The sequence below is a fragment of the Lascolabacillus massiliensis genome, assembly GCF_001282625.1.
GTDB classification, from domain to species: Bacteria; Bacteroidota; Bacteroidia; order Bacteroidales; family Dysgonomonadaceae; genus Proteiniphilum; species Proteiniphilum massiliensis.
This window is the reverse complement of sequence record NZ_CTEJ01000002.1, coordinates 924,620-947,026: the sequence shown is the minus strand read 5'-3', so window position 1 is coordinate 947,026 and position 22,407 is coordinate 924,620. Positions and strand designations below refer to the sequence as shown.

The following is a 22,407-nucleotide window of genomic DNA, read 5'->3' as shown; positions in this document are numbered from 1 at the left end:
AATAAATCTTTTTCCTAAAACATAACCGTATTAAATTTGGTTCATTATATTAAATTGTAATATGGTGTAATGAATTATGCTAAGATTTGCTGACAGAGTAATTTTTTTTAACCGGGAGCTGGTTTTCAAGGGCAATCTGCCCGATAATTTTCAGGTGATTAATCCTTTCATAGATAACCCCGAAACAATGGTTGTGATGAGTCGGTTTTATCACAAGTATTATAATGACAACAAGCAGAGAAGATTAATATTGGGTATTAATCCAAGCAGAAAAGGGGCAGGGGTAACTGGTGTTCCTTTCACTGATACTAAAAGGCTGGCAACTGTTTGCGGTATAGAGATGAAGTCTGCCCATACCCATGAGGTCTCTTCTGTTTTTGTCTATGATATGATTGAAGCTTATGGTGGACCTGAACGGTTTTATAGTGATTTTTATATCAACTCACCCTTCCCTCTGGCAATTATCAGGGAGACAAAAGATGGTAGCTGGTTGAATGCAAATTATTATGACGACTCGCTGCTATTTGAGATGGTGAAAGAGTTTATGATTGAGTCATTGAAGAAACATATTGATCTTGGTCTGGACTGCTCAGAGGTTTTTGTGTTGGGCAAGAAGAATGCTGTTTTTATTGAGAAGCTTAACAGGGAGGAGAAGATGTTTGATAAACTTACTGTCCTGGAGCATCCGAGATATATTCAGCAGTATAAATCGAAGGAAAGAGATCTGTATATCGATAAATATATTAACGCTTTTCTGTGAAATTGAATCTGTTACTCAATAATTAAATTATTTTCGGAAAATAATACTCACAGTGATTTAGAGGTTTTTAAAGCAAAAAGCCCTGAAACCTCAAAGTTTCAGGTCTTTTTGTGGTGCCACCAGGAATCGAACCGGGGACACAAGGATTTTCAGTCCTTTGCTCTACCAACTGAGCTATGGCACCAACATTGCCTTATTTGCGAGTGCAAAGATAATCGCATTTTCAGGATTTACAAAATTTGAAACAACATTTTGCAAAAAAATATTATTTTTCTGCAATGGGATTCCATCCCTGTGCTTTCAATTCTATTTCAACACCATCACGTGTAATCATATAACAGCCGTTTTCAGGTTTAGTGATATGGCCTACCAGGTGTATTCCGGTGATATCCTTCATCTTCTCATGCAGGGTAAGCGGAACGGTGAACAGCAGCTCATAATCTTCCCCACCATTAAGAGCTGCAGTGGTTACATTCATATTGAATGTTTCCGCCATTGCCGCAGTCTGGTAGTCAATTGGAATTCTCTCTTCAAATAGTTGACAACCTACGTTACTCTGTTTGCAGATATGAAGCAGGTCGGATGAGAGCCCGTCTGATATATCAATCATTGATGTTGGGACTATTCCATTTTCAGCCAGCAACTCTACTATATCCTTGCGTGCCTCTGGTTTTAACTGACGTTCAAGAATATACTCCCTGCCTCCAAAATCGGGTTGAAATCCCTTGTCGGGGTTACTCGCGAACACTGATTTTTCTCTCTCCAGTAGCTGCAGACCCATATAGGAAGCCCCCAGGTCGCCAGAAACAAAAATCAGATCGGTATCTTTAGCTCCGTATCTATATACAATCTTATCATCATCTGCAGTTCCGATACATGTGATACTAATTGTGAAGCCTGTTAGAGAAGAAGTTGTGTCACCACCAATAATATCAACTCCATAAATTTCACAAGCAGTCTTAACTCCACTGTAGAATTCCTCGAGATCTTCCACTGACATCCTTTTTGCTATGCCCAGTGATATAGTTATCTGCTGGGGTTTTCCGTTCATAGCATATATGTCAGAGAAGTTTACCACAGCTGCTTTATATCCCAGATGCTTTAATGGAGTATAAATCAAATCGAAATGAATTCCTTCAAGAAGAAGATCGGTAGTTATAAGAGTACGTTTTCCCGCATTGTCCACAATTGCTGCGTCATCACCAACCCCCTTTACAGTTGTCTCCTGTTTGGTTTTAATATCTTTTGTGAGATGATCTATCAGACCGAACTCTCCCAATGTTGCTATTTCTGTTCTTTTCATATGATATAAAAAAACAGGGAATGCCATCTGATTCAGTGTTAGACACTCCCTATTATTATTTGATTACTATTTTATTCAGACTCTCTGAATTATTGTACGCATAATTTCAGCCATCATTGGCTGTGCAATTTTTGCAGCCTCCTGCACCTCTTCGTGAGATACTTCAACTATTTTACCCAATACCCCAAGGTCGGTGATAATCGAGAATGCAAGTACTCTCATTTTTGCATGATTGGCAACAATAACTTCAGGAACAGTTGACATACCAACAGCGTCGCCACCCATGATACGGAAGAAGTTATATTCTGCCGGTGTTTCAAAAGTTGGACCCTGAACGCCAACATATACACCATGCTGCAGTTTGATGTTCTTCTCTTTTGCTATATCCATAGCCATCTGACGCAATTCTTTATCATAAGCTGCACTCATATCAGGGAAGCGTGTGCCAAGCTCCTCGAAGTTTTTACCACGAAGAGGATGTTCTGGGAAGAAGTTGATATGATCCTCAATTAGCATTATGTCACCTACATCAAAGCTGGAATTCATACCTCCCGCTGCATTTGAGACAAACAGATACTCTATTCCCAGAGCTTGGAATACTCGAATTGGGAAAGTAACCTCCTGCATATTATAGCCTTCGTAGTAGTGAAATCTTCCCTGCATGGCAAGAACCTTTTTTCCTCCCAGGGTACCGATAATCAGTTTTCCGCTGTGACCTTCAACTGTTGATACAGGGAAGTTGGGTATTTCAGTATATGGGATTTCGTTCTTTTCCTCAATTTCATTGACAAGTTCACCAAGACCAGTTCCAAGAATAATCGCCGTATTCGGGATTTCACCAATCTTACCTTTAAGATAATCTGCTGTTTGTTTTATAGTTTCTAACATGTTCTACTATTTTTTTGTTAAATGTTATTCTCTCTTTATTATTTAAAAATGTCACTCTCACCGGGAGGTAGTACATAATATTCTTAATATTCTCCGGCAAATAAGCCAAATCACGGAAGCGAACTGCATCCTTTTCAGTAGTCACAATTATCTTATTTTCATCTTCAACACTATTTACCATATTCTCTATTGATTGAATATCTTTTCTGGTAAAGTTGTGATGATCCGAAAAGAACATTGTGTATAGATTATATGTCTTATACTCAAGTTTTCTTACAAGTGGCTCAGGTGAGGCGATACCAGTTACAAGAAACAGATGCTTTTTGCGCAGGTCGTTTATAGATACCACTTCAGGATGAAGCTCAGGGAATACCGGACTCAGCTTGTCATAATCGAATGTAGTGAAGAATAGTTCCTGAAATGGATATAGATTCAGTCCGTTTGAATATATTCTGAAATCAATGGGCTGCATATCAGGATTACACTTTGTAACTACCACAACAGAAGCCCTATCTATACTCTTAAGAGGCTCTCGCAGCAGTCCCGCAGGCAATAATCTGTCTTCAAACACTGGTCTGTTACAGTCAGCCAGCACAATTGATAATGATGGTCTTACATGACGATGTTGAAAGCCATCATCTAGTAGTATAACATCGGGACGCTCCTCTTTTTCGATAGACATGATTTTTTCTATAGCATTCACCCTGTTCTTATCAACAACAACCAAGGTGTCGGGAAACTTCTTTTTTATCTGCAATGGTTCATCGCCAACATTTCTTACATTAGAATTGGTGTCAACGATTAGAAAACCCTTGCTTTTTCGTTTATATCCCCTGCTTAATACAGCAACTTTGAATTTAGGAGAAAGTAATCGTATAAGATACTCTATATGAGGTGTCTTTCCTGTACCTCCTGCTGTTATGTTCCCCACACATATGACAGGGATGCTGAACGACCGCTGTTTGAGTATATTTTTATTGAACAACCAGTTTCTGAAACTCACAACGGTCCCGTACAGCCACGATAAGGGCAGTAAGGATTTGCGGATTTCAACCTTAGGAATGTCCATAGATATTTTATTTAATATTCAACTCGAAAGGGATGCGTGCCTGGAGATAATCCTGTTCTTTAATCTCCTTCAAAAGCATGAATGTATCGTAACTATCACCCAGGTACTGCCTGATGGTTTTTGCAACAAGCTCTTCCTTAGCAGGTTGCAGAAGCTCTTCAAGTGGTGAGCGCAGTTTTGGGTATTCAAACACAACATAACTCTTGCCAAGGTTTGCAAGCTCAGCGGCAATCTCAATGGCTCTTTCTATACCTCCAAGTTCGTCTACCAGACCAATCTCGAGTGCCTGGTTTCCTGTCCAAACACGCCCCTCTGCATATTGAGCAAGCGTATCTTTTGGAATACCGCGTCCTTCAGCACAACGTGTGAGGAACAGGTCATATCCCTTCTCAATATATTTCTGCATTATCTGTTTTTCGCTATCTTTCATTGGTCGTGTCAAGTTTCCGAAATCGGAAAACTCGTTGGTCTTCACAACATCGGTGTGAACGCCCAGTTTCTTAGTTGTTCCTTCAAGATCGGGGAACATACCAAATATACCGATAGAACCTGTAAGTGTTGTTGGCTGTGCCACTATCTTGTTGGCGTTAGCAGAAATATAGTATCCGCCTGAAGCTGCATAGTCACCCATAGAAACAACCACTGGTTTTTCTTTCTTAAGATTTTCTATAGCTTTCCATATCTGCTCTGAAGCATAAGCACTGCCTCCTCCTGAGTTTACTCTGAAAACAACTGCTTTGATATCTTTATCTTTTCTCAGCTTTTCAATCTCATTGACAAAATGTTTATCCTGAATGTTAGAAGAACCGTTGCCTGAAACAATATTCCCATGTGCATAGAGGAGTGCAATAGTATTGCTTGTCTTCTCAATGGATTTGGTTTTTACCGATTTCATATCAGCAACAGTTGCCGATGGGATCTTTTTATCGCTGTCGATATTCAGTAGTGATCTGAGATATTCTTTCATCTCAGTTTCATAGAGAATTGTGTCAACCAGGTTCTCTGCAAGAAGGAAATCGGTTGACTGTGTCAATGTGAATATGTTGGCAAGCGAGTCGATCTTTTCTATTGATAGTGAGCGAGATTCTGCAAGGTCTTTTCTTATGAAGCTCCATGTATCATTCAGATATGAAGAGATCTGCTCTCTGTTGGCTTCACTCATCTCGTTCTGAGTGAATGGTTCAACTGCAGATTTATATGTGCCCACTTTAAATATTTGCATTTTTACTCCCAACTTGTCAAGTGCATCCTTGATAAAAATTGGGTTTGCGGCCAGACCATGAATATCGAGCATTCCCTGAGGATTGATAGCTATCTTATCGGCTGTAGATGCCAGATAATAGCCTGCCTGGTTGTAGCTGTCGGCGTAAGCAACAACGAATTTGCCGCTCTCCTTGAAACTTTCAAGCTCACTACGGATCTCTGCAAGAGTAGCCATTGATGCGGAAACTTCACGAGAGTCTATGTAAATTCCTTTAATCTTGCTGTTATTCTTTGCTTTGCGGATGGCACTTACAATATCGTTTAACCCCATCTCAGTGATGTAATCTGAACCTAACATTGATGTGAACGGATCAGGTTCAGCGGTCCGTTCAACAATAGTTCCACTTAACTTTAAGTTTAGTACTGAGTTTTCCTGAAGGATAAATTTATCAGAGGTCATTGAACCCATGAATGAGCTTGCAGCACCTACAAACATTATCATTGCTATGAAAAACAGTATAATTTGAGCAATGAGAAATCCCAAAACAGAAGCAAGCACGATTTTTAGAAAATCTTTCATAATGAGGTTGTTTTTTGAATTATATACAAAACAAAAATATACAAAAAACACAGCTCCTGCAATTTAAAATTATACATTCTTAATAAATTCACTTGCAGGTTCCTCGTATGAACATTATATTTGAAGGTTAAAACGGGAAATCGAATAGGTTTCGCATAGTTACCTTTCTTAAAAAAAGGTAAATTTTGGATAAAACAGCTATACTTATGCAGCGTTTTATCTTTTAATTCATCTTTATAATAACTGCGACAATAATGGATGATTCGCAACTAATATCAGCGTGTAAGAAACAGAACCGGGATGCACAAAGAGCATTATATGAGAGATTTGCTCCTGTAATGATGAGTGTGTGTGTACGTTATTGCGGTGATGAGGATATTGCACGCGATTTGTTGCACGATGGATTTATCCGTGTTTTTACGCAGATTGGCTCTTTTACGGGCGAAGGTTCTTTTGAAGGATGGCTAAGACGAATATTTGTAAATCTGGCGCTTGAGAATTATCGGAAAGAAAAGAGAAAAAATCTATTTCTGGAAGAGTATGTACAGATGTATATTAATGAATCCGAAGATCAGGCAGATGATTTACTCGACATAGAAGATATTCCCAGGGAAGTTGTATTTGAAATGATCAGAAACTTACCAACGGGATACAGAACTGTGTTTAATCTATACATTTTTGAAGATATGTCGCATAAAGAAATTGCTGAAGAACTGGGCATAAATGAAGCTGCTTCGAGGTCTCAATTCTTTCGGGCTAAAACTTTATTAAAGAAGAAGATTGAAGCCATGCTTGAAAAAAACCATCAAAGAAAAGTACAATGAATTCAGAAGATAAAATAAGAAAACAGTTTCAATCTAAATTCAATGATTTTACAGTACCTCCTCCGTCAGATGGCTGGATGAGGCTGGATGAGTCGTTGAATAATATATCTCTCACTAGAAAGATGGTTGTTCGCCGCAGATGGCAGTATGCTAGCTCTGCTGCTGTAATTTTATTATTGATGGTGGGGGGACTGTTTTATATGAATAGACCTGAGGTAGCAGATGCTCCTCTTTTATCGGATGCAGCTCCATCATCAACAGAGGTTACTACTGAAGTGGAGCTTAATCCGCAATCAGAAGCAGAAGTGGTAAAACCTCAACTGTTTGTAAGCAGGAGTGTGACAACAGCTGTTCCTGTTGTAGAAGAGATTGTTGTGGAGCCAACAAACCCTGTTGATATAATTGCTGATTATATTGATCATGAAGAGTCGCAGGATTATGAGGTTATTGAGAAAAATAGGTTTAGTGAAGAGTCAATAATTGCTGAAGCTGATTATTCACTGCTATATGCTGATTATGACATGGGCAGTGAAGAGGAGTATATATTGTCGTTCGGTGGAAAGGGTGGACTGACCTCATTTCATCAAACTGTAAACTCACCGATGACATTAAGGAGTGCTGCTGTTTCGGGTGAGGCTAATTTTATTGATGAGTCTGAGAAGATGTTCCAGGCAAATAATTTCAGAGACAATATAGCCGAAATGGAGCATGATCAGCCAATCTCATTTGGAGTAACAATTTCAAAATCAATAGCACATAATCTATCTGTAGAAACAGGTCTGATATACTCATACCTCTACTCAAAAAGCAAGAATACAAGTAATACGCTCCAGAATAAACAGACACAAAGTCTGCATTATCTGGGAGTACCTCTAAATCTTAACTACCAACTCTTTTCTTTAAAAGATCTGAATGTGTATGTATCATTGGGTGGTATGATTGAGAAAGATGTTTATGGTAAATTCCGTGAAGAGGGAGTTGGTCAGACATTAGATGATCAGAGCAAGTCTGTTGTAATAATTGATGAAAAAATAACTCAAAGAAATCCTCAGCTGTCGGTAAATACAGGTCTCGGGTTATCCTACCCAATCTACAAAGATCTTAAACTGTACGGTAAAATTGGAGGTGCTTACTACTTTGACGCTAAGAATGAATTTAAAACAATTTACTCAGACAGAAAAATCGTGATGGATTTGAGTCTGGGTCTCAGATATGAATTCAAGTAAATAACTAAATACAGAAAATGTAATGAAAAAATCAATTCTTTTTTTGACTTTAATCGTGACTGCACTCTTTATGACATCATGTCTAGGAGAGGTTAGCAATAATTATTCAGACACAACTTTTGTTTATATAGAAAGTGATGATGTTGGTACTGTTTTTGGCAAAACTTTCTCAATCTATTCACCAGCAAGAATTATCACTTCAAGTAATATGGCTATGATGATGCCGGGTACTTTTAAAATAATGAGCTACAGTTGGGATGAACAGAATGGTACCAAGCCATTAAGTGTAGGTGGTCAGACTATCAATGCAGATTTAGTGCAAATAACCAGTGATGTTATTGATGTACGTCAGACTATGCTAAGAATGAGTCAGTTGCCGGAAATAGAAAATCCAAAAGAGTTTCTTGAAATAGCTCCTCCATTATATGCTGATTCTCGTGAATTCATGGATGACAACTGGATATTTCAATATTCTTATGAAGTGCCAAAAGGACAATCAGCTTATGTTGAATTTTACAAAAGGGATGATGATCCAGATAGCGATGAAATAAAAATTGATCTGAATATAACATATACAGGCACTGCTGATGGTGCTACACTTGAAAAGAAAACAGATTTTCTGGCTGTTGATATGTCACAATTGAGATCAATGTACGAAGGTACTAGCAGTACTGAAACTAAGAAGCTTAACATCAAATTCATATATCACCAAAAAGATCGTAATGAACCGGTCGAATCACAGATATATACGCTTACTGTGAAAAAGTGATATTTATAGATTTTATTTCGACATAAATTAAAAGACAGCAGTACTTTATATGAGTGCTGCTGTTTTTTGTTTGAAAATAACTACCTTTGCTCTCCAAAATTGTTTAGAAATGTGGAGAGAAATTTTAGTAATAATCACACAACTTATTGTAGCTTCTCCAAAAGCCTGGAAAGATATTAATAGGGAAAAGAGGACTTATAACGAGTTTCTTAACCGTTTTCTGCATCCGCTTTTTGGAATAATAGCACTAACTTCATTTATAGGGGGATTGTGGATTTCACAAGATGGTAATATGGAAAGTGCATTAAAGAACTCTATAATAAGCATTGTTGCAGTTTACGGAGGTTATTTTATTGCATCTTATGCGATAAATGATCTTGCACCAAGATTTGGTTTGGAGAAAAACCTGTCAATGTATCAGAAATTTGTCGGTTTTGCTTCAGCTGTGATTTATTTGTTGTATATTGTTATTCCCTTTTTTCCCGGTTTTATTATTTTATGGGTATGTGCACTATATACTATTCACCTGGTGTATACCGGAGCTCAGAGTTTTATCTTGATAAAAGAGGATAGACTTACAAATTTCACTCTTATTGCTTCAGCATTGATAATTCTTGCACCGGCTACTATTCATCAGCTTTTTTCCATAACAATTAAATAATGAATCAGCCTCAAATAAATATAAAAAACAAGCGAGCCACATTCGATTATGAATTGCTGGAAATGTTTACAGCAGGAATCGTTCTTACAGGTACGGAGATCAAGTCGATTCGTCTCGGTAAGGCAAGCCTGGTAGATACTTACTGCCAGTTTGAGGGCTCTGGTTTGTGGGTTCGTAATATGAACATTTCGCCATATTTTTATGGAACATATAATAATCATGATTCACGTAGGGATCGCAAACTGTTGCTGAACAAAAACGAACTGCGTAAAATAAGGAGGCTTACAAAAGAAACAGGTTACACGATTATACCTGTAAGATTGTTTATAAATGAAAAGGGATTGGCTAAAATTGTAATTGCTGTTGCCAGAGGTAAGAAACAGTATGACAAGCGTCAGTCATTGAGAGAGAAAGAGGATAAACGTACTATGGACAGAATGTTTAAGAAGTAATTGTTCTCTTTTCAAGTTATCAGTAAATTAGGTTATCATTTAGTTAGGTTATCATTTCGTAAGTTTATACTTTCTATATAATATGAATTTTAAAAAATATATTTTGGTGCCGGCCATGAAGAAGTCCGGTGCCACCACTTTGTGGCTGCTGAAAATTATCCTGCCAATCTCTCTTGTTGTCAGGTTTTTAGGATATTTTGGTGTACTTGAATTTTTAGCTGGATTTCTTGATCCCGTTTTTATGAATCTGGGACTTCCGGGAAGTACTGCTATCATTTTTATAACATCTGTTTTTCTTCCTCTTTATGCACCATTGGCTATTATAACTTCTATGAGTTTGACGTTAAGAGAACTCACTATTCTTGCTCTCATGTGTCAGATTGCTCATAACTTGCCTGTTGAGAGTGCTGTTCAGGCAAAAACAGGAACTACATTCTGGGGAATGACAACACTGCGAATCACAATGAGTATATTAACAGGTTATATACTTAATGTAATATTGCCGGCTGATATGGGAATGCCCCTGTTTGTGCACTCAGATGTAGTTGTTATTGATTCAATCGGTATGCTTTTGCTAATATGGATTAAAAGTTCACTTAAAATCTCAATATTGATTACAGTTGTAATTTTCTCACTTAATCTGTTATATAATCTTTTACATGCTTTCAAGCTTATTCCAAAGCTGAGCAAGGGAGTTGAGCCATTGTTGAAGTTTTTTGGACTCTCGGCAAATACCGGCTTTCTATGGCTGATTGGTTATATCGTAGGGGTGGCTTATGGTGGTGCTCTTATGATGGATCAGTTGAAAGATGGGAGAGTTACGCAAGAAGAGGCTAATCTGCTGAACCATCATCTTGCTGTATCTCACTCTGCTATTGAAGATAATCTGTTATTTGTTGCTCTGGGTGTGTCGATCTGGTGGATATTGGGCGTAAGGTTTGCATTAGCATGGGTAGTTGTATGGTCCCGACGACTAATAATAAGGTTATCAAGTAGGAAGAAAGTCAATTATAATGCTTATTTTTGAATTTATATACTCTAAAAAAACAGGCTTATGTCTGTTTATACATTAAATGGAAAATATATTTTAATGGATGAGTATGCAAAATAAGTAAATAGAGTAAAGATGAAATTGGAAAACTTATTATCCGATCGCATATTGATACTGGATGGTGCGATGGGAACAATGATACAGAGATATAATCTCACTGAAGAGGATTTCAGAGGTGATAGGTTCAGGGATTTTGATGTACTGCTGAAAGGTAACAACGACCTGCTCTCAATTACACGGCCTGATGTGATTAGTGAGATACATCGTGAGTATTTGGCAGCAGGAGCTGATATTATTGAAACAAATACATTTAATTCGACATCAATCTCAATGCAGGATTACAAGATGAGTCATCTTGCAGGTGAGATTAACAGGGCTGCTGTGAAATTAGCCAGGGAGGCGGCAGACGAGTTTACAAAACTTACACCAGAAAAACCTCGTTTTGTTGCAGGTTCGATAGGACCTACTAATAAAACAGCGTCAATGAGTCCGCGTGTTGAAGAGCCTATGTATCGAGCTGCCACTTTTGACCACTTTAAGTCTGCATATAAAGAACAGATTTTTGCGCTTGTGGAGGGTGGTGCAGACCTGCTGCTTATTGAAACTATTTTTGATACTCTTAATGCCAAAGCTGCAATTTTTGCTGCTGAGGAAGTTGCTGCTGAAACAGGGATCAATACTCCTATAATGCTTTCAGTAACACTTTCGGATAAGGCTGGAAGAACCTTATCCGGACAGACACTTGGTGCTTTTGTTGCGTCTGTAAGTCACGCCAACCCTCTACTGATTGGCTTAAACTGTTCTCTGGGTGCAGCAGAGCTCAAACCTTATGTCAAAGAATTGGGTAAAGCAGCTCCATTCTATATATCAACATATCCAAATGCAGGCTTGCCAAATCAACTGGGAGAGTATGATGAGACTCCCGAAAAGATGGCTTCACAGATAAGAGAATTTATAGATGAGAGACTGATCAATGTCGTAGGCGGATGCTGTGGTACAACACCTGAGCATATTTCAAAATATGTTGATCTGGTTAAAGGCGCTATTCCTCACGAGAGATCCAAACCGTCTGAATATATGCAACTTTCCGGATTAGAGATGCTTGAGGTTTCTCCTCAAATAAATTTTCTAAATATTGGAGAGAGATGTAATGTTGCAGGTTCGCGAAAATTCCTGAGACTCATCAAAGAGCAAAAGTATGAAGAGGCCCTTGATATTGCACGCAAGCAGGTAGAGGATGGAGCACAGGTACTTGATATAAATATGGATGAGGGTTTGCTGGATGGCGTTAAAGAGATGACTAATTTCCTTAATATGCTTGCTTCCGATCCCGATGTTTCAAGAGTACCAATAATGATTGATTCATCCGACTGGAATGTACTTGAGGCTGGATTGAAATGTGTCCAGGGTAAACCAATCTTAAACTCTATCTCATTAAAAAATGGTGAAGTGGAGTTTCTGAGACAGGCAAAACTAGCACAGATGTATGGTGCAGCAGTAGTTGTTATGGCATTTGATGAAACGGGTCAGGCCGCCAGTTACGAGCGACGTATAGAAATTTGTGAACGTGCATACAGATTACTCACAGAGAATGGATTTGACCCTAAAGATATAATCTTTGATCCAAATATTCTGGCAATTGCCACAGGTATGGATGAGCATAAGAACTATGCAGTGGATTTTATTGAATCTGTTACCTGGATAAAAGAGAATCTGCCACATGCTAAAGTTAGTGGAGGAGTCAGTAATCTCTCGTTCTCATTCAGAGGGAATGACTATATACGTGAATTGATGCACTCAGCATTTCTTTATCATGCTATAAATGCAGGTCTCGACATGGGAATAGTTAACCCATCACAATCTGTTATTTATGAGGATATTCCTGAAAATGAGAAGCAGCTTGTAGAGGATGTTATATTCAACAGGAATGATGATGCTACCGAACGGTTAATGGCTTATGCCGAGAAAATTAAAAAAGATAAATCAACTGATACTGAACAAGCAAAAAGTGAAGAGTGGCGCAACTATACTCTTGATGAAAGATTAAGTTATGCTCTTGTAAAGGGTATCAGTGATCACATGGAGGAGGATCTTGCAGAAGCTCTAAGAATATACCCCCGAGCTGTGGATATTATCGATAAACCACTGATGGAGGGTATGAATCGTGTAGGAAATCTGTTTGGTGCAGGTAAAATGTTTCTCCCTCAGGTTGTTAAGGCAGCAAGAGCTATGAAGAAGGCTGTATCAATTTTACAGCCGGTGCTTGAAGCAGAAAAATCAACTGAAGAATCAAATAAAGCAGGAAAGATTTTACTTGCTACTGTAAAAGGTGATGTTCATGACATAGGGAAGAATATTGTTTCAATTGTATTGTCATGTAATAATTATGATATTATAGATCTTGGAGTAATGGTACCTCCTGAAAAGATTATTGAGACAATAAAAAAAGAAAAGCCCGATATTGTTGGGTTGAGTGGACTGATTACTCCATCACTTGGCGAAATGGGTGTAGTCGCTGAAGAGATGCAGAAAGCAGGCTTAAATATACCTTTGCTGATTGGTGGTGCTACAACCTCTAAGCTGCATACTGCACTCAAGATTGAACCTAAATATAGTGGACCGGTAGTTTATGTGAAAGATGCTTCACAGGCTCCCTCAGCGGTGGCTAATCTGATGAATAGAGAGAGCAGGCAGGAGTATATTGAAAAAGTTAAGGAGGAGTATGAGCGACTCAGAGAGAATTATTCACAAAAAGAAGTTGAGCTGGTCACGATTGATGAGGCAAGAGAGAATGCTTATAAAATCGACTGGAACTCTTTTGAGTCTTACAAGCCTAATAGTCTTGGCCGCATAAAATTGGATAAAATAAATATCGCTGAAATAATTCCATGGTTGGATTGGAAGTTTCTGTTTCCTGCATGGAATCTCTCAGCACGCTTTCATACAATTACAAGGATTGGTAAGAGTGATGAAGAGAGAGCTAAATGGATTGAAAGTTTCAGGGAGGATGACCGTGAAAAAGGAAAAGAAGCTATCAAGCTATATGACGATGCTGTAGAAATGCTGAATAAATTTGTATCAGATGATGTGGATTACATAAGGGCTGTATTTGGGATTTATGAAGCATACAGTGATAATGATACTATTTATGTTAAAGGTGATGCTAAAGAAGATTATACTGCATTCCCTTTCCTGCGTCAACAGAAAAAGTCAAGAAAGAATGAATATTATTGCCTGAGTGATTTTACTGCACCACTTGAATCAGGCAAGAAGGATTATATAGGAGCTTTTGCTGTAACTGCAGGCTTTGGAGCCGATGATCAGCTTGAGAGATATAGTGTCGAAGGAGATGAGTACAATGGACTGCTTATGAAGTCTCTTCTCGACAGATTAGCCGAGGCAGCAACAGAGTGGTTGCATGCAAAAGTTCGTCGTGAGTACTGGGGCTACGCCAGTGATGAGGATCTTACAATAGATGAAATGCTTGCTGTAAGGTTCCAGGGTATTCGTCCTGCTGTTGGATATCCATCTATTCCGGATCAGACTACCAATTTTACATTGCATGATCTTCTTTCAACAGAAGAGATTGGTATAAAACTCACTGAGAATGGTGTTATGCATCCAAATGCATCAGTTAGCGGACTCTTCTTTTCACATCCTCAATCTAAATATTTTGGAATTGGTGAAATTGATGAGGCTCAGATGGTGGATTATGCGAATAGAAAAAAGAAGAATCCCGATGAGATCAGAAAATTCCTTATGGCCAATTTAGTTTAAAGTATATTCTTGCATAATAGAAATATAGCGTTTTCAGGAGTTGTTGTAAACAAAGAGAAAGAGTGTTGAGTTAATTGGATTATAAATATGAAGAGAATACTCAACTCTAAAAAAATATCAATTTTGCTCAAATGGAGTGTACTTAATTTAAGTATCTTTGCAATTTAGAATTCTTGTAAATTAATCTTCTAAATTTAAAAACTACAAATGCGCAGTTTTGGCAGTGATAATAATTCGGGAGTTGATCATCGCATAATGGAAGCTCTATCAAAAGCAAATGTTGATCATACGATTGCATACGGGGATGATAAGTGGACACAAGAGGCATCTGAAGTTATTAGCGAACTCCTGGGAAATAAAGATGTAAATTCATATTTTGTATTTAATGGTACCGGTGCTAATGTTGTTGCACTGCAGGCATGCACACTTCCATTCCATTCCATAATTTGTGCATCCACCGCACACATTGCAGTTGATGAGTGCGGTGCACCTGTTAAATTAACCGGGGCTTCACTTAAGGAGGTTCCTACGCCTGATGGCAAACTTACCCCTGAATTGGTTAAACCATACTTGCATGGATTTGGATTTGAACATCACTCACAACCTAAAGTTATAGCTATTTCACAAACAACTGAGTTGGGTACTGCATATACCATTGAAGAGATTAAGTCTTTAGCGGAACTAGCACATGAGAATGATATGTATCTGTTTGTAGATGGTACACGTATTGCTAATGCAAGTGCTTTCATAAATACTGGCCTCAAGGAGATGACTGCTGACTGCGGAGTTGATATATTTACTATCGGAGGTACTAAAAATGGATTAATGTTTGGTGAAGCGTTAGTATCTTTACGTAAAGAGCTGTCCGAAAATATTAAATATTACAGGAAACAGACTACCCAACTTTATTCAAAAATGAGATATATATCGGCACAGTTTATTCCGTATCTGAAAGAGAATATTTGGTTGGAGAACGCCAGGAAGTCAAATAGTGCAGCACAAATACTGTCATCTGAAATGGCGAAGATTAAAGGTGTTGAGATAACACAGCCTGTTGAGTCTAACGCTATATTTTTTATTCTGCCTAAAGAAATTACCTATAAGTTGCGTGAACGCTATTTTTTCTATGACTGGGATGAAAGACGTAACGAAATGCGATTAGTATGCTCTTGGGATACCACCAATGATGATATTTATGATTTTATTAAATACCTGAGAGAGATTACAGAAACTTATTAATGATCACTTACTACTCATATTCTATCTATGTTTGATTTTTTAGATGTATACCCCTGGTTATTACCATTTATAATTTTCCTTGGACGTGTAATTGACGTTTCACTTGGAACTCTTCGAATTATATTTGTTTCAAAAGGAGAGAAATATAAAGCACCAATTATAGGTTTTATAGAGGTGTTTATCTGGGTAATGGTTATTTCACAGGTACTCTCACGTGCAAACGATTTAGTCTCATATCTTTCATATGCAGCGGGCTATGCTACAGGTAACTATATTGGGATACTACTCGAAAATAGAATAGCATATGGAATTGTCCTTTGCAGAATCTATACCCAGAAGAATGGGAATGCGTTGATTCAAACACTCAATAAATTAGACTTTGGAGCAACATTAACACACGGAAGTGGTTCTACAAATGAAGTGGATATTATTGAAACTGTTGTGGATAGGAAAGAGCTGAAAACATTAGAGGCTACAATTAATAGTTTTGATAATAATAGTTTTTATGTTATTGAGGATGTACGTACAAAACAGAATGGTATTTTTCCTAAACGCAAATCCCTCCTAGATCGCTGGAGAATAGGAAAGTAGATTATTGCCTGCATAGCTAACAGTTTTCCGTTAGCTTAGCCTCTTGCCATATTTCTTCAAGCTCTTCAAGTGAAAGCTGATTCAATGATTTACCCATCTCCTTAACCTTCTTCTCCATATAATTAAATCGGTAAATGAATTTTTGGTTAGTTCTTTCCAGAGCATTGTCAGGATTTACTTTGTAGAGTCGTGCAGCATTTATGATGCTAAATATGAGATCACCAAATTCAGCTTCGGTTTTATCAGCATCCATGCTATCTATCTCTTCTTTTAGTTCAAGCATTTCCTCTTTCACCTTCTCCCATACATCCTGACGTTGTTGCCAGTCGAATCCCGAATTGCGTGCCTTATCCTGTATCCGATAAGCTTTAACAAGTGAAGGTAATGCCGAAGGAACACCCTCGAGAACAGTCTTATTGCCTCCTTTTTCTTTTAGTTTAATCTGTTCCCAAGATTGCTCAACTTTACTTGCAGAATCTATATTTATATCACCAAATACGTGAGGGTGTCTGAAGATAAGTTTGTCTGAAATAGCATTACATACATCAGCTACGTCAAATTCTTTTTTCTCTTCACCTATTTTAGAGTAGAATACAATATGAAGAAGCAGGTCACCAAGTTCCTTTTTTATCTCATCATTGTCATTGTTGATGATCGCTTCAGCCAGCTCGTAGGTTTCCTCAATTGTATTTGCACGCAGGCTTTCATTGGTCTGTTTGTTATCCCATGGACATTTCTCACGAAGTTCGTCCATAATATCAAGTAGTCTCCCGAAAGCTTCAAGCTTCTCTTGTCTGCTGTTCATTATTGTATTGTACTAATCTTGGGTGTTTTAATGAATTTAACTCTAATCTTTTATGGTCTACTTTTCAAAGTTTCTTAGTCCTGTTTGAAGAAATTCCACATATTTATCTACACTCTCATCATATGCATGTGCAGGAGAAAGCGGTTTTCCCTGATGATCCAACACCACATAATAGGGCTGTGATTGTATACCAAATTTATAACGTTGAAGGTAACTCCATTTGTCGCCGACCGTTCTCAAACGCGTTTTTTTGCCGGCATCATCAACCTCAATCACCTCTGGTAGTCTGGTTCTCTCATCTACCATTAAAACAATAAACACAAACTCTTCCTCAATAAGGTTCTTCACTCTATCTTCGGCAAGAACTGTTGCGTCCATCTTATGGCAGTTTACACAGCCATGACCACCAAACTCAAGAAGTACAGGCTTCCCTTCACGTGCGGCATATGCCATACCTGCTTCATAATCATCAAATATCAGCCCTTTTGATTCACCGGTTAGATTAAAATCAAGTGTTGATAAAGGGGGTGCAATTGCACTAAGCGGTTTAAGTGGAGCACCCCATAATCCCGGTACCATATAAACAGCAAAAGCAAATGATAACATTGCGAGAATCAACCTGGTAAGTGATACATTATTAATATCGCTATCTCCCTTAAGTTTGATTTTTCCTAGCAAGTACACTCCAAGTACCACAAATAGTACTATCCATATGGCAAGGAATATATCTCTGTCCAGCAAGCCCCAGCCACTTGAGAGGTCGGCCACCGATAGGAATTTAAGTGATACAGCAAGTACTATGAATCCAAGCACAACCTTAACAGTGTTGAGCCAACTTCCTGATTTGGGAAGTGTTTTCAACCATGATGGGAATATGGCAAATAGTGTAAAAGGAATGGATAATGCTAGTGCAAATCCAAACATACCAACTGTTGGTGCCATCAGGTTACCGTGAGTAGCAGCATCTACAAGCAACCATCCTATTATTGGACCTGTACATGAAAATGATACCAGTGCCAGGGTGAATGCCATAAAGAATAGACTCAGAAATCCCTTTGAGCTGTCAACTTTACTATCCATCTTGTTTGTCCACGATGCAGGTAAAACCAGCTCAAATGCCCCCATGAATGAAAATGCAAAAGTGATAAGCAGAGCAAAGAAGATCAAGTTGAATATCGGACTGGTAGCCAGGTTATTTAAAGCACTTGCCCCAAATATTGCGGTAATTAGAAGTCCTAATGTTACGTAGATTATTATTATTGAAAGTCCATAAATGCTGGCATCCTGAATTGCTTTTCTACGGCTTTTCTTATTTCTGTTCAAGAAAAAGCTTACTGTAATTGGTATCATTGGCCAGACGCATGGAGTAAGAAGGGCAGCGAATCCCCAAATAAGACCTTTTAGGAAAATACTAATCAAAGATGCATTTGCTAGATCTTCTCCATCGCTTAATTCTTGTAACTCCTCAATTACAGGGGTCCACAGCAGATCTCTGTCTACAGATTCCAATGTTACATTTGATCTGGCAGATTCATTTCCTGATATTGATCCTGCATCATTAATATCCGCAGTTTCATTTCCGGTAACAACTTTATTTTGGTTTCCACTAACATCATCTGATGAGGTTGCAGTTATTACTAATGTGGCAGGAAGATTTGAACCTGTAAATGAGAAATCTACAGGTAGGGGAGGTGTACAGGTCTGATCGTTACAAGCCTGAGCTCGTACATTTCCAATTACTGAAAATGAGCTTTTGTCTGTCACCTTAAGTTTCTGGGCAAAAGTAACGCTGTTAGTAAAAGATCCGATCTCCATCATGAAAATCTCATCAAACTTTACTTTTGCTTTTTTATCAATAGACTTGAACTCTCCAACAGGAACAGCACCTTTAATCTCATCAAACTCAATCATTGTTGGATTTGGTCCCCCTTCGGGTATATTGGTGTCGTACATATACCAGCCCTGTTCAACAGTAGCTTTTGCTAATATATTAATCTCTCCGTTTCCAGCATCTGAAAGAGTAAAATCCCAGGATATTGGATTCTGTGCGTGTAAAATAACAGAAGAAAGGAGAATTAAGACTCCAATACTGAATAATCTGCGTGCTATTTTTTTCATCTTTTATCTATTATCGTATTCTTTTCGGACTAACAAAGTTAATGAACAGATGTTTATTTCCTAAATTTATTTGAGTTATTAAAAAAGTGGATTGAGCTAAAGCAGTGCACAATCGGGAAGTATAACTGATAGAAATTATTTATTAATAATAATATCCAGAACAACTTTATCAGTCTCTGACATGCCATTGTTACCTATCAGCGCCAGGTTTCTTATTGTCTGATCAATATCCTGATCAATAATCCCCTCCAGAGGCGAAGCTACACCATCCTCAATGGCCATCAGGGCTGAGAGTGTTGCAGTAGATACTCCACTGGCTATTTTTAATGCACAGCTGGGTTTAGCTCCATCACAAATCATTCCTGTAATGTTTGCTATCATATTTTTTGCTGCAAATGTTATCTGATTATAATTTCCACCCATTAGATAGGTGATTCCGCAACTGGATCCTGTTGATGCTACAACGCAACCGCAAAGTGCCGATAATCTGCCAATATGTTGTTTGATATAAATCATAGAGAGATTACTAAGAATAAGTGCTCTTATAAGCTGTTCGTCAGAAGCACCGGTATTCTCAGCGAAAGTTAGTACAGGTAAAGTCGCAGCTATACCCTGATTACCACTTCCGCTGTTACTCATTACAGGCACCATTGCACCGGCCATCCTTACATCACATGCACCAGCTGTAGATGATACCATCCTGCTATGCAGGTTGTCCCCAAATATTCTCTGTCCTGTTTCACCCTTAATGTTCTTAGATACATTATGGCCAAATTGTCCATTATACGACCTTTCAGCAGCCCTTTTATTCATTCTTGCAGCATCGAGTATAAACTCCAGTTCATCAATTGGAGATTCTGTCGCATAGAGGTATATTTTCCTAAAACTTAGCTGAGGTCTGTTTTTTAGATTCTCTTTTGAGTCTGTATCGTTTTTATAGAGAGTTTTTCCATTCAGTTCAATGTGTGAAAAAAAAGTGTGATTACCGGTTATTGTTGCGACAGACCTGTTTTCTTTGTTAACGCAATGAACCTCAATATATAACTTCTCAGAGATATTATCCTTTAAATTTATATTGATTATTTTGTCATTGATAAACTTTTTGCCTCGTTCCACATCTTCATGAGAAATATTATCAAGCAGCTCTAAACCCTTTTCAGATTTACCAATTAACGCACCCAGAGCAATAGCAATAGGCAACCCATTCATACCTGTACCAGGTATGCCAACACCCATAGCGTTTTTGATTATGTTTGCACTTAAGTGAACATCAATCTTATCCGGTATTTCACCTAAAACTTCTGTAGCTCTTGCTGTGCATAAGGAAACAGCAATTGGTTCAGTGCAGCCAACTGCCGGAATTATCTCCTGTTGCATCAGTAATTTTATCTCTGTTCTTTCTTTATCTGCTAACACTTTGGTGGTTATTTAAAATTTTAAGGGACAAAGATACATAAATTTGAACGCAAAAAACCGGTCTTTTAACTGTTGTAAAACAAGACCGGTTTATTTTTATATGCAATTTAATTATTGCTCTGAATTTACATTATGCCAGCTTTTTCATATGAGATGCCTAAAGCGTCTGCTACACCTCTTCCGTAAGCAGGATCAGCTTTATAGCAATTGCCAATGTGACGTATTTTAATTATTTCATCACTATCTCCCATATTGCGGGCAGTATTTTCAAATAATCTCTGCTGCTCTTCCGGGTTCATAAGTCGGAACAACTTACCTGGCTGTTCATAATAATTGTCGTCATCAGCACGGAAATCCCAACGCTTGATATCTCCATTTACCTTCTGAACCGGTTCGTCATGTTCGGGTTGTTCACGCCATACATTGTAGCTGTTTGGTTCATAATGCAATGTAGCTCCATGGTTCCCATCAACACGCATCTGTCCGTCACGGTGGAATGAGTTGTATCCCTCTTTCACACCTTTAGGCTGATTAACAGGTATCTGATGATGATTTACACCAAGTCTGTATCTTTGAGCATCTCCATAAGAGAAGAGTCTTCCCTGAAGCATTTTATCTGGAGAGAACCCGATTCCGGGAACAACATTTGCCGGATTAAAAGCTGCCTGTTCAACATCCTGGAAATAGTTGTCAGGGTTGCGGTTAAGTTCAAATTCACCTACAGGGATAAGAGGGAAATCACCTTTATACCACACTTTTGTCAAATCAAACGGATTGAAAGGCATTTTCTCAGCCTGATCTTCAGTCATAACCTGAATATACATTTTCCATTTTGGGAAGTTGCCATTACCAATTGCTTCAAACAGGTCGCGTTGATGACTTTCGCGGTCTTTTCCTATAAGCTCTTCTGCTTCTGCATCTGTAAGATTCTCTATTCCCTGTTGTGTAACAAAATGGAATTTAACCCAGTGACGCACATTGTCAACATTAATGAAGCTGAAAGTGTGGCTTCCAAAGCCATGCATGTGACGATAACTGCGAGGTATTCCTCTGTCACTCATTGTTATTGTAACCTGATGAAGCGCTTCGGGCAGACTAGACCAGAAGTCCCAATTGTTATTAGGGCTTCTCAGATTTGTATAGGGATCTCTTTTAACAGCGTGGTTTAGGTCAGGGAACTTAAGAGGATCCCTGAAGAAGAATACAGGTGTATTATTACCAACTAAATCCCAGTTGCCCTCTTCTGTGTAAAATTTCATTGCAAACCCTCTGATATCTCTTTCAGCATCAGCTGCACCTCTTTCTCCTGCTACTGTTGAAAAACGAACAAACATTTCTGTCTGTTTTCCAATCTCTGAAAATATCTTTGCCTTAGTGTATTGCGTAATATCATGTGTAACGGTAAATGTACCATATGCACCTGATCCTTTGGCATGCATTCTTCTTTCAGGTATTACCTCTCTGTCAAAATGTGCCAGTTTCTCTAAAAACCATACATCCTGCAGCATCATTGGGCCGCGAGGTCCTGCTGTCATCGCATCCTGATTATTACCCACCGGAGCTCCTGCAACAGTAGTCATTTTCATCTGGTTTTTTTTGTCTTTCTGTTTTTTAATCTCTTCTGCATTCATATAATATAATTTTAGTGGTGATTGGTTACTCTGTATTAAGTAGA

The 22,407-nt window shown here is 38.2% G+C and carries 18 protein-coding genes and 1 tRNA gene; 10 read left to right on the top strand and 9 right to left on the bottom strand.

The window, feature by feature from the left end; translation table 11 throughout:
- Positions 1 to 76 precede the first annotated feature (76 nt).
- Positions 77 to 760 (top strand): SMUG2 DNA glycosylase family protein, encoded by a 684-nt coding sequence (locus tag BN1354_RS08735; RefSeq protein WP_045088835.1) that lies wholly within the window; start codon positions 77 to 79, stop codon positions 758 to 760.
- Positions 761 to 871: 111 nt separating this feature from the next.
- Here the strand turns inward: BN1354_RS08735 and BN1354_RS08730 are convergent.
- The 5 genes from BN1354_RS08730 to sppA form a co-directional block, all read right to left on the bottom strand.
- Positions 872 to 944, bottom strand: a tRNA-Phe gene (locus BN1354_RS08730).
- A gap of 81 nt (positions 945 to 1,025) precedes the next feature.
- Complete coding sequence (gene thiL / locus BN1354_RS08725; RefSeq protein WP_045090737.1) at positions 1,026 to 2,063, bottom strand: thiamine-phosphate kinase; 1,038 nt, start codon at positions 2,061 to 2,063, stop codon at positions 1,026 to 1,028.
- Between the two features lie 75 nt (positions 2,064 to 2,138).
- Complete coding sequence (locus BN1354_RS08720) at positions 2,139 to 2,951, bottom strand: purine-nucleoside phosphorylase (protein WP_053826868.1); 813 nt, start codon at positions 2,949 to 2,951, stop codon at positions 2,139 to 2,141.
- Entirely contained in the window at positions 2,914 to 4,020 is a 1,107-nt protein-coding gene (gene lpxK / locus BN1354_RS08715; protein WP_053826867.1) for a tetraacyldisaccharide 4'-kinase, read from the bottom strand. Before lpxK ends, BN1354_RS08720 begins: the two co-directional genes overlap by 38 nt.
- A 7-nt stretch (positions 4,021 to 4,027) precedes the next feature.
- Complete coding sequence (gene sppA, locus BN1354_RS08710) at positions 4,028 to 5,803, bottom strand: signal peptide peptidase SppA (RefSeq protein WP_045088838.1); 1,776 nt, start codon at positions 5,801 to 5,803, stop codon at positions 4,028 to 4,030.
- 254 nt (positions 5,804 to 6,057) lie between these two features.
- Here sppA and BN1354_RS08705 point away from each other — a divergent pair, with 254 nt between their 5' ends.
- From BN1354_RS08705 to BN1354_RS08665, 9 genes are all read left to right on the top strand, one after another.
- A complete protein-coding gene (locus tag BN1354_RS08705; protein WP_053826866.1) occupies positions 6,058 to 6,627 on the top strand; it encodes an RNA polymerase sigma factor in 570 nt (189 codons plus the stop codon).
- A complete protein-coding gene (locus BN1354_RS08700; RefSeq protein ID WP_053826865.1) occupies positions 6,624 to 7,853 on the top strand; it encodes an outer membrane beta-barrel protein in 1,230 nt (409 codons plus the stop codon). The genes BN1354_RS08705 and BN1354_RS08700 overlap by 4 nt, the downstream gene beginning before the upstream one ends.
- 22 nt (positions 7,854 to 7,875) lie before the next feature.
- On the top strand, positions 7,876 to 8,622 hold the full coding sequence (locus BN1354_RS08695; RefSeq protein ID WP_154904845.1) for a hypothetical protein: 747 nt from the start codon (positions 7,876 to 7,878) through the stop codon (positions 8,620 to 8,622).
- A 109-nt stretch (positions 8,623 to 8,731) separates the two neighbouring features.
- Complete coding sequence (locus BN1354_RS08690; RefSeq protein ID WP_045088842.1) at positions 8,732 to 9,283, top strand: YIP1 family protein; 552 nt, start codon at positions 8,732 to 8,734, stop codon at positions 9,281 to 9,283.
- On the top strand, positions 9,283 to 9,735 hold the full coding sequence (gene smpB / locus BN1354_RS08685; RefSeq protein WP_045088843.1) for an SsrA-binding protein: 453 nt from the start codon (positions 9,283 to 9,285) through the stop codon (positions 9,733 to 9,735). The genes BN1354_RS08690 and smpB overlap by 1 nt, the downstream gene beginning before the upstream one ends.
- An 82-nt stretch (positions 9,736 to 9,817) precedes the next feature.
- Positions 9,818 to 10,762 (top strand): nucleoside recognition domain-containing protein, encoded by a 945-nt coding sequence (locus BN1354_RS08680; RefSeq protein WP_053826863.1) that lies wholly within the window; start codon positions 9,818 to 9,820, stop codon positions 10,760 to 10,762.
- A gap of 99 nt (positions 10,763 to 10,861) precedes the next feature.
- Positions 10,862 to 14,563, top strand: a complete 3,702-nt coding sequence (metH, locus tag BN1354_RS08675) for a methionine synthase (protein WP_053826862.1) — start codon at positions 10,862 to 10,864, stop codon at positions 14,561 to 14,563.
- Positions 14,564 to 14,770: 207 nt separating this feature from the next.
- Positions 14,771 to 15,802 carry a threonine aldolase family protein gene (locus tag BN1354_RS08670; protein WP_053826861.1) on the top strand — a complete coding sequence of 344 codons (1,032 nt, stop codon included), beginning with the start codon at positions 14,771 to 14,773 and terminating at the stop codon, positions 15,800 to 15,802.
- A gap of 27 nt (positions 15,803 to 15,829) precedes the next feature.
- Positions 15,830 to 16,393, top strand: a complete 564-nt coding sequence (locus BN1354_RS08665; RefSeq protein WP_045088847.1) for a DUF2179 domain-containing protein — start codon at positions 15,830 to 15,832, stop codon at positions 16,391 to 16,393.
- A gap of 16 nt (positions 16,394 to 16,409) precedes the next feature.
- Here the strand turns inward: BN1354_RS08665 and mazG are convergent, their stop codons facing one another.
- The 4 genes from mazG to BN1354_RS08645 all read right to left on the bottom strand — a co-directional run bounded on the left by mazG (position 16,410) and on the right by BN1354_RS08645 (position 22,363).
- Positions 16,410 to 17,198: a nucleoside triphosphate pyrophosphohydrolase gene (mazG, locus tag BN1354_RS08660; RefSeq protein ID WP_053826860.1), complete on the bottom strand. Its 789-nt coding sequence runs from the start codon at positions 17,196 to 17,198 to the stop codon at positions 16,410 to 16,412.
- A gap of 57 nt (positions 17,199 to 17,255) precedes the next feature.
- On the bottom strand, positions 17,256 to 19,316 hold the full coding sequence (locus tag BN1354_RS08655) for a protein-disulfide reductase DsbD family protein (RefSeq protein WP_053826859.1): 2,061 nt from the start codon (positions 19,314 to 19,316) through the stop codon (positions 17,256 to 17,258).
- A 135-nt stretch (positions 19,317 to 19,451) separates the two neighbouring features.
- Positions 19,452 to 20,732 carry an L-cysteine desulfidase family protein gene (locus tag BN1354_RS08650; RefSeq protein ID WP_053826858.1) on the bottom strand — a complete coding sequence of 427 codons (1,281 nt, stop codon included), beginning with the start codon at positions 20,730 to 20,732 and terminating at the stop codon, positions 19,452 to 19,454.
- A gap of 125 nt (positions 20,733 to 20,857) precedes the next feature.
- Positions 20,858 to 22,363, bottom strand: coding sequence for a catalase (locus BN1354_RS08645; RefSeq protein ID WP_053826857.1), 1,506 nt, complete (start codon positions 22,361 to 22,363; stop codon positions 20,858 to 20,860).
- Positions 22,364 to 22,407: the final 44 nt, after the last annotated feature.